This is a genomic window from Microbulbifer variabilis, assembly GCF_052467165.1.
Genome location: NZ_CP174301.1, coordinates 1,404,514 through 1,419,516 on the forward strand (window position 1 = coordinate 1,404,514; position 15,003 = coordinate 1,419,516).

At 50.2% G+C, this 15,003-nt stretch carries 13 protein-coding genes; 3 read left to right on the plus strand and 10 right to left on the minus strand.

The features are described from left to right. Nucleotides 1–17 precede the first annotated feature (17 nt). The gene (locus ACJJIP_RS06130) at nt 18–488 is read right to left on the minus strand and encodes an Lrp/AsnC family transcriptional regulator (protein ID WP_020413378.1); all 471 of its coding nucleotides are present in this window, start codon (nt 486–488) and stop codon (nt 18–20) included. Nucleotides 489–765: 277 nt separating this feature from the next. Here ACJJIP_RS06130 and ACJJIP_RS06135 point away from each other — a divergent pair, with 277 nt between their 5' ends. Then, on the plus strand, nt 766–4,323 hold the full coding sequence (locus ACJJIP_RS06135) for an indolepyruvate ferredoxin oxidoreductase family protein (protein WP_353376612.1): 3,558 nt from the start codon (nt 766–768) through the stop codon (nt 4,321–4,323). A 57-nt stretch (nt 4,324–4,380) separates the two neighbouring features. On the opposite strand, the gene ACJJIP_RS06140 is transcribed toward ACJJIP_RS06135, so the two are convergent. Both ACJJIP_RS06140 and ACJJIP_RS06145 read right to left on the minus strand, forming a co-directional pair. Then, nucleotides 4,381–5,691, minus strand: coding sequence for an OprO/OprP family phosphate-selective porin (locus tag ACJJIP_RS06140; protein WP_020413376.1), 1,311 nt, complete (start codon nt 5,689–5,691; stop codon nt 4,381–4,383). Between the two features lie 266 nt (nt 5,692–5,957). Further along, nucleotides 5,958–6,848, minus strand: a complete 891-nt coding sequence (locus ACJJIP_RS06145; protein WP_444946413.1) for a TraB/GumN family protein — start codon at nt 6,846–6,848, stop codon at nt 5,958–5,960. A gap of 189 nt (nt 6,849–7,037) precedes the next feature. Here ACJJIP_RS06145 and ACJJIP_RS06150 point away from each other — a divergent pair, with 189 nt between their 5' ends. Beyond that, complete coding sequence (locus tag ACJJIP_RS06150; RefSeq protein ID WP_444946414.1) at nt 7,038–8,141, plus strand: glycosyltransferase; 1,104 nt, start codon at nt 7,038–7,040, stop codon at nt 8,139–8,141. Nucleotides 8,142–8,160: 19 nt separating this feature from the next. Here ACJJIP_RS06150 and ACJJIP_RS06155 read toward each other — a convergent pair whose 3' ends face one another. The 3 genes from ACJJIP_RS06155 to ACJJIP_RS06165 all read right to left on the minus strand — a co-directional run bounded on the left by ACJJIP_RS06155 (nt 8,161) and on the right by ACJJIP_RS06165 (nt 10,622). Further along, nucleotides 8,161–8,745 (minus strand): acyloxyacyl hydrolase, encoded by a 585-nt coding sequence (locus ACJJIP_RS06155; RefSeq protein WP_444946415.1) that lies wholly within the window; start codon nt 8,743–8,745, stop codon nt 8,161–8,163. Between the two features lie 100 nt (nt 8,746–8,845). Beyond that, a complete protein-coding gene (locus ACJJIP_RS06160; protein WP_444946416.1) occupies nt 8,846–9,994 on the minus strand; it encodes a sigma-70 family RNA polymerase sigma factor in 1,149 nt (382 codons plus the stop codon). Between the two features lie 208 nt (nt 9,995–10,202). Then, nucleotides 10,203–10,622 (minus strand): hypothetical protein, encoded by a 420-nt coding sequence (locus ACJJIP_RS06165; RefSeq protein ID WP_444946417.1) that lies wholly within the window; start codon nt 10,620–10,622, stop codon nt 10,203–10,205. 250 nt (nt 10,623–10,872) lie between these two features. Between ACJJIP_RS06165 and ACJJIP_RS06170 the strand changes: the two genes are divergently transcribed. Next, on the plus strand, nt 10,873–11,187 hold the full coding sequence (locus ACJJIP_RS06170) for a hypothetical protein (RefSeq protein WP_444946418.1): 315 nt from the start codon (nt 10,873–10,875) through the stop codon (nt 11,185–11,187). Nucleotides 11,188–11,249: 62 nt separating this feature from the next. On the opposite strand, the gene ACJJIP_RS06175 is transcribed toward ACJJIP_RS06170, so the two are convergent. From ACJJIP_RS06175 to ACJJIP_RS06190, 4 genes are all read right to left on the minus strand, one after another. Continuing rightward, nucleotides 11,250–12,008: a YciK family oxidoreductase gene (locus tag ACJJIP_RS06175; protein WP_282952938.1), complete on the minus strand. Its 759-nt coding sequence runs from the start codon at nt 12,006–12,008 to the stop codon at nt 11,250–11,252. Nucleotides 12,009–12,068: 60 nt separating this feature from the next. Next, entirely contained in the window at nt 12,069–12,728 is a 660-nt protein-coding gene (locus ACJJIP_RS06180; protein ID WP_020413368.1) for an HAD family hydrolase, read from the minus strand. A 12-nt stretch (nt 12,729–12,740) separates the two neighbouring features. Then, nucleotides 12,741–13,442, minus strand: coding sequence for a bifunctional 2-polyprenyl-6-hydroxyphenol methylase/3-demethylubiquinol 3-O-methyltransferase UbiG (gene ubiG, locus ACJJIP_RS06185; protein ID WP_020413367.1), 702 nt, complete (start codon nt 13,440–13,442; stop codon nt 12,741–12,743). Nucleotides 13,443–13,515: 73 nt separating this feature from the next. Continuing rightward, entirely contained in the window at nt 13,516–14,841 is a 1,326-nt protein-coding gene (locus ACJJIP_RS06190; RefSeq protein WP_444946419.1) for a TRZ/ATZ family hydrolase, read from the minus strand. Between the last annotated feature and the right edge of the window lie 162 nt (nt 14,842–15,003).

The window sequence follows — 15,003 nt, forward strand, 5'->3', positions numbered from 1 at the left end:
CTGACTTATATCTTTCCTCAGAGGGGAAGCTGGGTAGTGTACTTCACTTGCTTTAAGGCAAAAGTAGAGTTCACCGAGGCCACGTTGGGCAGGTGCACCAGAGAGCGCTTTAGAAGTTGCTCATAATGCTCCACGCTGTCCACGACAACACGTAGAACATAGTCTTTGTCACCACTGGTTGAATAACACTCTACAACTTCCTGGACATCCTGGACCGCAGACTCAAAATTGTTCAGGGATTCTTCGTCATGGTTGTGGATAGTGACATAGCAGTATACTGTCACTCCCAGGTCTAACTTGCGGGGGTCCAGCAGGGTTACCCGGCCACGGATAATCCCTTCCGCCTCCAGCCTTTTGATCCGGCGCCAGCAGGGAGTGTGGGAGAGGCCGACTTTGTCTCCTAGCTCCGCCATGGAATAATCGGCGTTCTCCTGCAGCGCTCGCAGAATCTTACGGTCAAAATCATCCAGGTCTGTCGAACGCTTCATAAAGACTCCTATCCTATAAAAATTTGATCGATCGAGATTTTCATCACAAATTTACGCACATTTACGTAAATAAAGCAATGCTCTGTTGCGCTTAACGAACTAGTATGACCTGACCAATCCGTCTCAGGGCGGATGCTTTTTGTGATTGCCCGCCAAAGGATTCTGTGGGCCCATCACGAACCCGGCATCCGACTGCTGATACGAGGCGATTCGGAAGAATAATGACTTAAAACTCGAACCGAGTTTCGAGAAGAATAAACGACCGGAAGTTAGGTGTATGACTGATAACGTAACCAGTCCCCAGCGCGCGGCGGACAACCAGGTAAAGAAGCAAGTATCCCTGGACGATCGCTATACCACCCTTAAAGGCCGTGTGCTTCTCTCTGGCATCCAGGCGTTGGTGCGCCTGCCGATCGACCAGATGCGTATGGATCAATCCCGCGGTCTCAATACCGCGACTTTTATCTCTGGTTACCGCGGATCACCGCTGGGTGGCTATGATTTGCAGCTTTCTCGCGCCAAAAAACTACTGGGGCAGCACAATATTCGTTTCCAGCCGGGCGTCAATGAAGAGCTGGCTGCGACTGCGGTATGGGGTTCCCAGCAAGTGGGTCTGTTTGAAGGCGCTGAGGTAGATGGCGTCTGTGGCATTTGGTATGGAAAGACACCGGGTGTGGACCGCTCCTGTGATGCTTTCCGCCATGCGAATGCTGCAGGGTCCTCTCCAAAGGGTGGAGCCCTGATTGTGGCCGGCGACGACCACGGCTGTAAGTCATCTTCATACCCGGGCCAATCTGAATTTGCTTTCGTAGATATGCATATTCCAGTGCTCAACCCCGCCACTGTGCAGGAGGTACTGGATTATGGTCATTATGGCTTGGAGTTGTCCCGCTTCAGTGGCTGCTGGGTAGCGATGATCACTCTGGCGGAAAATATGGACAGTTCTGCCACGGTAGAAGTGGGCTCGCAGCGTGTGCAGTTCACCTATCCGGAAATCGAGCGCCCCGAGGGGGGCTTAAATATTCGCAAACAGGATAACCCCCTGGAGCAGGAGGAGCGCCTGTGGCGTTATAAGCGTCCGGCAGCGTTGGCTTTTGCCCGTGCCAATAATCTGAACAAAGTTGTGCTGGAAAATCCCGAGGCCAGTCTCGGCATCGTCACTACCGGCAAGGCCCATCTTGACCTGATGCAGGCTTTTGAGGATATGGGGATTGATGAAGGCCAGGCTAAGCAGCTTGGAATTCGGATTCTCAAGGTGGGTATGACTTACCCGCTGGATGTACCTGGCATTCAGGAATTTGCTCGAGGCCTGGATACCCTGCTAGTGCTGGAGGAGAAGCGCAGCTTGATGGAAGTGCAGCTTAAAGAGGAGCTGTATAACGTCCACGTTAAAGACCCTAATTTCCCGCGTATTCTCGGTAAGGTGGATGAGCATGACCAGCCACTGATGCCCGCTTACGGTGAGCTTTCACCGGCGATTGTTGCCCAGGTTTTGGGCTTTGTGTTGGGTGACGACAAGTTGGGTGAGCGTGGTCGCCATCGCCTGATGCGCCTCAATGCCCTTTCCCAGCGGATTTCCCAGCAGGCGGGCTCCAGTGTTTCACGCTTGCCCATGTTCTGCGCCGGTTGCCCCCATAACCGCTCAACAAAAGTGCCTGAAGGTAGCCGTGCTCTCGCGGGAATTGGCTGTCACTATATGGCCCAGTGGCTCGATAGGGAGACTTTTACCTTTACTCAGATGGGCGCCGAGGGCGTCAACTGGGTAGGCCAGGCGCCTTTTACCAGTGAAAAGCACGTATTCGTGAACTTGGGTGATGGCACTTATTTTCACTCAGGAATCTTGGCCATTCGGGCGTCTGTCGCAGCCAAGGTGAATATCACCTACAAAATTCTGTTTAACGACGCTGTCGCTATGACAGGTGGCCAGCCCCATGACGGAGAGCTGGCACCGGATATGATCTGTCGCCAGGTATTGGCTGAGGGGGTGCAGAAAGTTGTACTGGTGATGGATAACCCGGATAAATATAAGGGTGCTCTATCTTTCCCTGCCGAGGTGGAGATCCGCCATCGCGATTATATGCCGGCGGTTATGGAAGAGCTTCGCGAAGTTGAAGGTTGTACAGTAATTATCTACGACCAAACCTGCGCTACTGAGCTGCGCCGCAAGCGCAAACGCGGCCTGTTACCCCAGGCAGAGGGGCGCCCGTTTATCAATGAGCTGGTGTGTGAAGGCTGTGGTGACTGCGTGCAGCAATCCAGCTGTATCGCGGTAGAAAAAGTTGCTACTGCCCTGGGGGATAAGCGCCGGGTAAACCAGACTGGTTGCAATCAGGACCTCTCCTGCATCAATGGTTTTTGCCCATCGTTTGTTACTGTGAAAGGTGGGCGCCTGGCCAAAGGTGCCGGGGTTGGCGATGTGTTACGCACTGAGGCGGATAAATTATCTGCACCGCAACTACCCGCCCTGGGTGAGCCGTTTAACTTCCTGGTAACCGGTGTAGGTGGAACCGGAGTGGTTACTATCGGTGCTTTGCTGGCAATGGCAGCCCACATTGAAGGTAAGGCCTGCAGTACCCTGGATCAGACTGGCCTTGCGCAAAAGGGCGGGGCGGTTTATTCCCATATCCGCTTTGCTGCAAAGCCTGACGCGTTGCAGGCTGTTCGTATTTCTGATGGTCGAGCAGACGCGCTGATGGCTTGTGACCTGATTGCCGCGGGCAACCTCGCAGCCTGTCTGGCTAAGCTGGATGAAACCCATAGTCGGGCAGTGGTAAATACCCATCTGAGTCCAACCGCTGCTACTGTTTTGGGTCGTGAAGATGCACACTCGCCTCAGGCTGTATTAGACACCTTGAGTAATGCTGTTTGTGAGTTGGAGTCTGTAGAGGCGCATAGGCTCACCAAGTTGGCACTGGGGGATACCCTGGCCGCAAATATCTTTATGTTGGGTTTTGCCTGGCAAAAAGGGTTATTGCCGCTTTCTCAGGAGTCGTTGTTACAGGCTATTGAGCTGAATGGTGTTGCAGTTGAGGGCAACCTGCAGGGCTTTGCCGCTGGTCGCCTTGCCGCTGCTGATTCCAAAACCTTAAACAAGCTACTGGCTCACGACCAAGTCCCTGTTGCTTTACCGCAGGGGTTGGAAGAAGTGGTTGCTCACCGGGTAAAGCATCTCACTGGTTACCAGAATACTGAACTGGCGCAGCGCTACCAAAACTTGGTGGATAAGGTGAAGGCAGCGGAAGTTCTTAAAGTGCCGGGCAATCTCAAGCTTGCAGAGATTGTCGCGCGTAATTACGCCAAACTCTTGGCCTATAAAGATGAATACGAGGTGGCGCGCTTATATACCGATGGCCGTTTTACTCAATCCCTGCAGGAGAATTTCAGCGGCGAAATTGAGTTGGAGTTCAACTTGGCCCCGCCCCTGCTGGCGCGTTTTGACAAGGTATTGGGGCGCCCACGCAAAATGAAGTTTGGCGGATGGATGTTTAAAGCCTTCGGTGTCCTGGCCAGATTAAAATTCCTGCGTGGTACCGTATTGGATGTGTTTGGTTACACTGCCGAGCGCAGAATGGAGCGTGCCTTAATTAGCGAATATGAGGAGTTGGTCGATAAGGTAATGGGTGAGCTGAATGCACAGAACCACGCCGCAGCTATTGATTTACTCAACTATCCAGAGGAAATTCGAGGTTATGGCCACGTGAAAGAGGCCAATCTGGAGAAAGCCAGGCAACAGCGTGATGTGGCTCTCACTCGCTTCGAAAACCCGGTGCGCGATATCAAACGGGCCTCTGAAGTGGAGGTATTTGATCCTGCAAATGCCCAGCAGGTTGGTTAATTATTAATTCTCATTGGGCGGTTTGACGGCTTGCCGTTGAGCCTCCCTCGTTGATAATTACCAAAATCCCTGCATGCGAACAGCAAACTGTCGGGTTTGATCTCCAGTAAAGCGGTTATTTCCTAGAGTCACATTTAACATGAATCGTACTTTGGGATTGAAATAGTAATTAAACCCAAAGACAAAATTTCGAACCGTCATATCGGGAATGTCGCGATTTTCAATTGTGTCGTAACGGGCCGTCACTTCGAAAGCCCCAGCTGGAGGCTGGGGCTTAATTGACTCAAAAAGCCCCTTTTTATAGTTATAGGGTTTGTGCTGCCCGGTTACTGCCCAGCTTCCAGTGATATACCAAGTATGGACACTTTGGTCACCGATAAAACAACCAGTAAGTGGGTCGCAAAAGAAGTTGGGTGGGGCACCAAAAAACTTTTCGAAAGTGAACTCGGAGAGGAAAAAGTCACCGGAGAATCTGCCAATAGCATACTCCGATTGAGCAAAAAAAGGGCCATAAGTACCAGCCAGTTCCAGGCCCAGTATCAGTACATCACCTTCTGGCTTCCCAAGATAAAACTCCTCATCGCCAAATTCCCCAAAGAATAAAGCGTTTCCGCCTGGGCTCAATGCGACTAATTGCTCTGGGCCGCGGCGGCCGGCATATTCGACTAGGGCCTTCCGAGGAGGAGTGTCTTGATTGGCATCTTCATAACTAAGCGAGGCACCCAGATGCAATGTACTTTTATAGTCATCAATCGGAGCCCAGGTAAACCTGGTTGTGGCGCCAACACCTGAATTGCGGGGGTCGCCAGGATTGCGCAAATTTATCAAATCAAAGCCAAAAGTATGGCAGCACCAATAGGTATTCCAGCCGATGCCCTGCTGCCTGCCTCGGTTGTCATAGATGCCGGCAGCGGTAGCAAAGGCGCGTTCCATCATGGTGATTTCGTTGGAGGACGTAAGCTCATTAATGGAACGGTTCGGTTTGTAGTTTCCTATTCGGAGCCTTCCATCGAAGACTTCGGTCGCCAAATAAACATCTCTAAGCCCAGCGGTACCGCTAGTGGCAAAGTCCCGTTCGAGCTTATATTCCCATTCCCATAGCTTTCCTTTCATTGCCAGGCGTACCCGACGGAAATCTGTGGTATTTACCGGTTCTTCAAAGTCGTCAATGAGAATGAGGTCTTCATAGTAGCTATCATCTTTATCAAAGAGGTAGGTGTCAAAATGGATGCGACCTCCAAGTTCCGCAGAAAAGTTCCCGTCGTCGGAGACAATTTTGAGCCCCCCTTTCGATTCGGCTTTGTCTGCCAAAGCAGGGGGCGATAGAAAAGCAAAGGCTAAGGCGCAATATAGGCCATAGCATTTCATATGACGCTCCGTATCAAAGCGGTACTTAGCGACCGCGGCGTGTTGTTGCAGTTTAGCAAGTGTGCATGGACCAGTTGTAAGGGAGTATTAGGTTTTCTCTGTATGTACCCCGCGCGAGATGGAGCAAAGCTGATTGCTGTTAATAGTTGTTGTCCTGGCGGGAAATGGGGGAAGAAGATTGCCGCCCAAAAGAAACTGGCGGCAAGGTTATTAGGAGGGAGTATCGTCTCGTACTACCAAATAGCTCGAATATTATCCGGTGGGGGCTATATCCGGTCCAGCTTGTATCCGTCCTCTTTGAGCAGCTCCACGATGCTGCCCCCCCCAACTAGGTGTCCTGCTCCAACAATAACAAACAGGGATGAATGGTTTGGCGCTTTTAAGCTGATTCGCTTCGCCATATTTTCATTGCGCTTGAAAAACAGCGTATCGTAAAGCGGTTTGTATTCCGGGTTTTCATTGAGTCCGTCAAGAATAATTAGGTGGTGGAGAGTTTTCTCATCGCCGTCCTTCCAAGCCTTGGTGAGCTTGGGGAGGAAGCTGGATATATCTTCCAGCTGCTCAAGGGTTTGTTGTAACAGAAGAGCTGGGTTGTCCAGGCCATTTAACAGTTGGAACTGCTGTAAAACCCCTTCGAGTTCAACGACCGGTTTGTCATCTTTCTTGGCTTTTTGCAGAAAATGGCGATCTATACCCAGTTCAGGATTGAGGCCATGGGCCTGCATTTCGACCATACTCATGGAAATCATGGCAATTGCAGGGCGCTGGCGAATAAACATAGCTTCCGGCATATTGTGCTTTTGTATCCACTTCTGTAGCTGTTTGTACGTTTCCGGGGGGAGGTCGTCACGTAGATTACGTTCACCCTGGTAGACTGATTCCATCATGATTTTCTGCTGTAGCAGCATATTGCCTTCCGCAGCGAGAATATCGGCTTCTACTGCAATGGCATCGCTCTCGGCATAGGCGCGCTCAATTTGGGGGCGCATGGGGTAGAAGTCTTCTGTAGCTAAGTGGATTGAGCCCAGCAGATAGATAGTCTGGTTCTCTTTGGTGGCCTTCCAGAAGATACCTTGGTCAGTTTCTGCGGCATTTACTAAACCGACAAATAATATGAGAGCGAGAGCTATCGACTGTGATAAGTAACGATGAATCATTGCTGGTCCCTGATCTTGTTTAAGCGAAAGAATAGTAACACCCTGGAGTAGGCGCTGATACTGGAGGTGACGGCAAAGATAAACTGGCCATATGTGTAGGTTTTCCCGTTGGCATGTGCGGAATTTACTGGGAAACTAAATCAGTGAGAGTCAAAATAGTGACTTTGTTCCATTTTCGCGGTAAACATTTTGAGAATTGTACAAGTTTGGCCTGAGTTAGAGCCTGGAGATGCAGGGAAGGCCGCATTGGACTTTATACAAGCGTTGAGCCAACAGGGGCATGAGCCTGTTGTGATCTCGGCAGGTGGGGCGCTGGTTGCTCGTCTCAAGCTACATGGTATCCAGCATATTCAACTGCCTTTGAATAAAAAGCCCCTCTGGTCACAACCCCTTGTACGGCGTCTTACTAATATTTTGGCCGGGCTACAAGCAGATATCATTCATGTGCATGGACGGTTAGCCGCTTTATTGACTTCGCGGGCTTGGCGGCGTATGGATGATGTAAATCGTCCAGGTTTGGTAACCCATGTCGATAGCAATCGTGCACCCAGTCGCCGAGATGCTGGTGTGATTGCCGGGGAGCGGGTTATCGCCACATCCCTTGGAGTGGCTAATCAATTACAGGCGCACTACGGAAAGAAGATGGTCTCGCCGGCCAGTGTTATTCCTTGGGGAGTTAGCGCTAAGGAATTTGATCGTAGCAAACCCATTTCAGGGCAATGGCATTTGCGTCTTCTTAATAATTATCCTCAGCTGGAGGGAAAAAACTGGTGGCTGTATTCGGGGGATTTATCCCTGGAAGGAGAGTTAGGCTTTTTTCTACAGGGACTCGCTTATTCAGTGCGAGGTCGTGAGGATATAATGGGCTTGGTTATTGGCAAGCAACAAAAGGATGATTTGCGTTATATCCGCAAGCTGGAGTTATATGCCCAAGAACTGGGTTTAGAAGGGCGCGTGCTGTTCCTTGGGGCTCGCCAGGACATGCGCGAGCTGTATGCCTCTTCCCAGGTGTTAGTTAGTCTTGCTCGCCCGTATGAGCCATGCGGCAGGAATGCTATGGCAGCGCTTGCAATGGGATGTCCAGTGATTGCTTATAAGGATACGTGTGCGGGGGAAGTGTTGGCCCATTGTTTTCCGGAGGGAATCGTAGAGCGCAAAAATGTAGAAGCTTTATCTGAAGCTGCTTTAGCCTTAACCGATCGTTTAGTAAAAATTGAATTTCACAGTTTTTATAATGAGGATTTAGTTAAACAAACTGTAAACCTTTACCATGAATTACTGGATAGGCCTTGATAATCTATTTTTGGCCTGACTAAAAATTGAAGTGCCCATTTAGAGATGCGAAGTCGAAGCCGGGGTTGGGTGTATTGGTCCTGGCATTGGAGAAGTGGCTATAGCGTAAAGATAGTGTATGGCCACCTGAGAAGCGATAGCCCAAAGCAAAATGCAGTGCGAAGTTTAATTTTGTGCTCATTCTGATACTGCCAAAATGATCGTTACTTAAATAGGATGCGCCTACACCAGCTTCTCCAAATCCGCCGCGAGGTTCATTGCGTAGGTACCAGCGCAGTAGAGGCTTTAATTCAAATATATTTTGTTGCTGGCTTTCGTCGCGATATTTTATTCGCATGTGGGAATAACTACCTTGCCCCCACCATTCCCAAAAATTGTTGTCGAGATTGGATGATGCGAGCAGGTAGGAATAGCTGAAGCCTGCCATTTCTGCGGCTGAGATGGAGTGCACTTGCATCAGCTCACTGCCCAGCCCCTTTCCTGCGCTAGCAATAAATTCTGACTCAGCAAAAGTGAAAGGGGAAATTAAGAGTCCATAAATAAAAAAAGGTGCGTAATTTTTAAGGGTATTACCGCACATACATGAAACCACTGGCTTACGCATAACTTCCGATGTTAACTAATTGAGCTTTATTAAGACTAGAGGGAAAGATGGCGATGGCAAGTTTCAATGATGAGGCTTGCCACCGGCTTCTTCCTTTTTTTCAGCGCCATTGCCGCTTCAGTTGTCGAAGTGCGTCGGAATGCAGTTGTCTGGCCCTTTCCTGACTTAATCCCAGTTGTTCGCCGATGACTCGAAATGAGCAGTCTCTATCGGATACCAGCCCATAGCGAAGATTTAAAACAGTTCTCTGTCTGGCAGGTAGTCGCGCGACAGCTTCACGCAATCGCTCGGCCAACTCCTGGTTGGTTACCAGCTCGTCGGTATTGTAGAGTTCGTCGGCTGGCGCGTAGTCGAGTCGCGTGCTGCTTTGGTCATCGGCAACAGGGTCATCTAACGAGCCGGTGGGCCCAGGCAGCTTTAGTAGGCTTTGGATGCGCTCCAGGTCCAAGCCGGTTTGCGTAGCGAGATTTTCATCGGATGCGGGAAGCCCTTGGGCACGGACTTCACCTATCGCCCTGTAGATCGCTCTCAGATCATCCTGGACATTTGCAGGTTGGCGAACCAGGTCCTCATTTCGGCGCAGGGCCAGCTGGATTTCCTGTTGAATCCACCAATAGGCATAGGTGGAAAAGCGATAACCCATTTGTGGCTTAAAGCGCTCTATGGCTTTCATCAGACCGACATTGCCTTCCTGGATAAGGTCGATAAAAGGAACCGATGGGTTGCGAAAACGCTTGGCAATGGCGATTACCAGGCGCAGATTGCACTGGATCAGCTTTTTGCGCTGTTTTTGGAAGCGCTTTAGCACGCCGTTGAGTCTACTGCGCTCTCTGCGTGATAGGTGATCGAGGACTAATAGGGCTTCTGTGCGCTCTATGATCAGCCCATGATCATAGGCCCCTGTACTGCCCCGTTGCTCTACACCTTCACTGCGCAATTGCACTAGCTCGGTGCCGTATTGCTGTAAGATGACAATGAGTTTGTCTTCCAGATCTCTGAGCATGCATGTGGTACTGTGTTCCTCCTCAGGAGTTAGCAGCTCGAGTCGATAAAGGTGCTTTAAGTAGCTTTGCATGGGGGTTGTGCCACTCTCAGAGAGTGGCTCCCCAACAGAATGAATCTCTTCGATATCGGGCCCGGCATCAGTGGCCTGGTCGCGATCATCTGCATTGGAGCAGGAATCGGAGAGGGCGTTGTCTGTATCCTTCAGCCAGTCTTCATCCCTTGAGTAGAAATTTTCTCGGGACAAGTGCTCAAACCTTCTGTTGACTGCGTGAACGATATGTACTGGTTGGTCTCTCCAGGCAGCCTGTGGCGCCCATTTCACCTTAACCATAGATGAAAGTTGATTATTGCGCCTTCCTTTCGATGACTAGAAGGTTCTAATTGTCAGGCTTCTTTGAGGTTGGAAGGGCAGCTGATAGGGTCTGTTACTGCCCTTTAGACAAGAAAGGTTGTTATTTAACCCGCTTTACTCGCATTTTGCGACCGCCGTCTGCTTGTTTCATAAAGAAAGAGCCGAGCATGGCACGCTCTACAGTGACTAGATCGCCAGCCCCCCAAAATATGCGTGCACTTCCGCTTTGCTTCCAGATCTGGCCATTGTCTAGCGTAATAATTTTTTTACCATAAGAGTCATCTTGAATTTTGGCGATTTTGGCTTCGATGTACTCTGGAACTTGAAGGGTCGCTTTATGTTCTTGGCCAAAGTTTTGTTTTGCTTGCTGTTCCAAGGAGCCACTGAGGCTATCGAAGCAAGCCAATCGATCTTCATCTACTGCTATTGCAGAACAGGTTTCCAGCTGTTTTGTCAAGGAGTTAGCATACGCTATTGGGGTCAATAAAATTAAAGCAAGAGAACAAAGAACCGCTTTCATAATCTTTATTTCATATTATTGCCTAGTGTTAGCGTTATTCTGCCCGACCCAGCAGGGCTGGACAATGAAATTTGTGCGATATTTCACGCTTTTGCCTGAATCTGCGTGGAAAAATAGCCTCATTCTTAAGTCTGATTGATCTATTGGCTAAATCTGACTTGGTATCCAGGGGGGGCATATCAACTAAATCCTGGGTATTAATTTATCAATTGGAAAAATTTTATAAATTAAAGCTATCCAGGAGTGGAAAATGAAAAGTCTAGCAACTCCAGCAGTCTTGTTTGCCCTTGTGGCCACCTATTTTTGTTATGAGGGCATGCGACTTTCAGTTTCGGGGGCGGCATTAGCGGTAGCGACGGAGTTGGTAGCAGGTCAGTCACTCGAGGGTGGAGCTCAGCAAAATCTCTTCGACAGCAGTGGTAAGGTAGATAAAAAAGCAGAGATTTTCGAGGGTAATGAAATGATGGAGTTTGAAGGGGATATTTTTGCAGATGCCCCTGAGCATGGTGGTACAGAGCGGGATAGCGATCTGGACAAGAAGTCTCCAGGGCAGCGGAAGGGCTAATTAATTTCTTGATTTATGACATAAAAAAACCGAGCTATGCCCGGTTTTTCCAGTTAGCAATATTATCGTTTTTGTGCACTGAAGTGCTTACCACTCTGGCCTAGGCTGTCATCTCCCATCAAGTAGAGATAAGTGGGCATTATTTCTTCGGGAGCTACCACAGACTGGGGGTTTTCGGCTGGATATGCAGTGGCGCGCATAGATGTCCGTGTGGCGCCGGGATTTAGGCTATTTACCCGTATATTTGATACGCCATCCAATTCATCGGCGAGAACCTGCATTAGCCCTTCGGTAGCAAATTTTGATACTGAGTAGGCGCCCCAGTAGGCTCTCCCTTTTAAACCAACACTTGAGCTGGTGAATACAATCGACCCAGCTTTAGATTTTTCCAGTAGTGGTAGCAGGGCTTTAGTGAGACCAAATGTTGCATTGATATTTACTTGCATGACCTGCTGCCAGGTGGCGAAGTTGTAGTTGGCTAGTGGTGTTCGTTGGCCGAGGAGACTCGCATTGTGTAGCAGCCCGTCCAGTCGACCAAACTCTTGATCAATTGCTTCGGCAAGGTTTTCGAAATTCTCGATCCGGGCCTCATTCAAGTCGAGCGGAAATATTGCTGGTTGAGGACCGCCAGCCGCTTCAATCTCGTCATATACCATTTCCAGTTTTGCTGTGGTTCGCCCCAGCAAAACTACAGTGGCTCCGTGTGAGGCGAAAGTTTTTGCGGCAGTTTTTCCGATGCCGTCACCAGCACCAGTAATGAGTATTATTTTATCTTTGAGCAGGTTGGTGGGCGCAACATAGTCGCCGGCAAATTCTGACATGAAAAATCCTGATGCTATCGCCAAGCACAAGAGCTGGGCGTTACTGCGCGGGTTAGAAAGTTAAATATAATGTTGTTTAAGCAGGGGCCAGATTTCCTCTACAGAGCTGACCAAGTGATCTGCGCCCCAGTTGGCTGGGTTGTCTGATGCATCAATGTAACCATAACTACAGGCGATTGTTGGCATGCCAGCACGCTGCCCCGCAACAATATCCCGCTCGTGATCACCAATATAAACGGCTTCCGAGGGGGCACAGCCAATTTGATTGCATGCCAGGAAAATGGGCTCCGGGTCTGGTTTTGTCTTGCTGACGTGGTCTGGGCAAATCACAGCTGCTGCTGGTGGCAAGTGCTCAAATGCCTGCATTAATGGTAACGTAAATGCCTCGGGCTTATTGGTCACAATGCCCCAGGGAATACTGTTGTCCACGAGGGTGTCCAACAAGTTTTCAATACCCGGGAAAGGCGCTGTTTGCTCAGCCAAGTGAGCAAGGTATAGATCCAAAAGGCGCTGTAGCAGACTGCTGAACTCTGGGTCTCCCTCTTCCTTGCCAAACCCCAGTGTTACCAATGCGCGAGAACCATTGGAAACCGTGCCGCGGATTATTTCATCTGGCAGTGGAGGCAGTTGTTCCTGATGCCGTAGTTGATTAAGTACAACAATAAAATCTGGCGCGGTATCGAGAAGAGTGCCATCCAGGTCAAATAAAGCTGCTTTCATTTTATCGTCCGCTTACTCGGGTTTAATGGCATGCACAAGGTAGTTTACGTCGACATCGCGAGAGTTGAGTTTATAAGTGCGAGTTACCGGGTTGTATGTCATACCGGTAATATCCTTTAACTCCAAATCGCTTTCCCTCAGCCAGGCGCCCATTTCTGAGGGACGGATAAACTTGCCGTATTCATGGGTGCCTTTGGGTAGTAAGCGTAGGATATATTCTGCCCCTACTACTGCGAAAAGCCAGCCCTTAGGAGTGCGATTGATTGTCGAAAAAAATAGGTGGCCACCGGGTTTGACAAGCTTCGCGCAGGCGCGGATCACCGATGACGGATCGGGCACATGTTCCAGCATTTCCAGGCAGGTAACGACATCAAAACTAGCCGGTATTTCTTCAGCCAAGTCTTCGACAGCTACCCGCCGGTAATTTACATTTACGCCGCTTTCCAGTGCATGCAGTTTGGCCACATTCAGTGGTGCCTCTCCCATGTCGATGCCGGTAACGTCAGCGCCTCTCTGGGCCATGGCTTCCGTCAAAATGCCCCCGCCACATCCGACATCCAATAGCTTCTTATCCGCGACTGATGCAAGTCCATCGATATAGTTGGCGCGCAGCGGATTGATTTCATGGAGTGGCTTAAATTCGCCCTCTTTATCCCACCAGCGGCTGGCGAGCTGTTCGAATTTGGCAATTTCTGCAGGATCTACATTACTCATGAACTTCTATGCAAACTCCGTCGCTAGTGGCCGACCCTCGCCGGTAATAGGATCACTGGGGGTTAATTCGCGCTCAGCGCGAATGGCCGGCAATTCTATCACGCCACAGTTGTGCTCGCTGAACTACCTCTATTTCGTTCAAGGTTTGCAATTGGCGTTGCTTTAAAAGTTGTCTGCCGGCTACCCAGACATCACTTACATTATGGCCGCCCCCGGTATAAATCAGCTGGGAGATCGGGTCGTGCACTGGCTGTTGCTCAATTCCCCCCAAATTGATAGCAGTAATGTCTGCACTTTTACCAACTTCAAGGCTTCCGGTAATTTCATCAATTCCCAGTGCGCGTGCGCCGTTGATAGTGGCCATTGCCAAGGCTTGGTGTGCGGGTAGAGCGGTAGCTCGGCCGCTGACTGCTTTTGCCAGAAGGGCGGCGGTATTAGCTTCGGCAAAAAGGTCCTGGCTGTTATTGCTGGCTGCGCCATCAGTGCCAAGCGATACATTGATACCGGCGTCTAGAATCTCTGTCGCAGGGCAGAAGCCGGAAGCTAGTTTGAGATTTGAAGAGGGGCAATGCGCTACATGGGCGCCGCTTTTACTTAGTAGCTCGATATCCCTTTCGTTGGTTGCGACCATGTGCACACATAGAGTTTGCGGCCCCATCAGGCCCAGGCGCAAGAGGCGCTCAGTTGGGCGTTCTCCACTTTTCTCTAAAGCGGTTTCTACCTCGTGAAAAGTCTCATGCAGGTGTATTTGTATGGGAACCTGGGCCTCCGCAGAGCATACAGCGATTTTTTCCAGGGTCTGATCCCCCACTGTATAGGGGGCGTGCGGTGCAAAGACCACTTCGATACGCTCATGGGCGCGATAATCATCTCGAAGAGCTAGACCCTTATGTAGTGCTTCCTCACTATGCCGGCTCCAAGGAGTGGGTGCGTCCAGTACAGGAAAGGCGATATGGGCCCGGATGCCACTTTCCCGTGCTGCACAAGCTACGGCCTCAGGAAAGAAATACTGGTCAGAAAATGTAGTGGTGCCAGATCTCAGCATTTCGGCAATGGCATGACGACTGCCATCTGCGACAAATTCTGGGCCCACCCAGCGTTGTTCTGTCGGCCAGATATGTTGCTCCAACCACTCTTTTAACGGGCGGTCATCGGCATAGCCTCGCAGCAATGTCATAGGGGCGTGATTGTGAGTATTAATTAAGCCGGGAATCAAGGCGTGCTGGTTGAGATCTACTTCCTGGCTTGCCTTAAAACGGATCTTGGCTTCTGAGGAGGGCAAGAGTGCCGTAATTCGGCCGTGCTCAATAGCGAGAGAGCAATCTTCGTACACTTTTTGTTCAGGAATCACTGGAATAATCCAGCGTGCGTGGATCAATGTATCGACGGGCTGTGACATAAGTGCTAAGAGGCGGCGGTTAAAGTGGATTCAACTTTAGCGGCGGGGGACTGTTACGGCAACCAGGGATCTAAATGGCGTGAGTGGCTATTCAGATGCCCCCCTCCAACGGCGTCAAACTATGCTAGAATCGCCCGCTTATCCGGGCTCGGTACACATGCC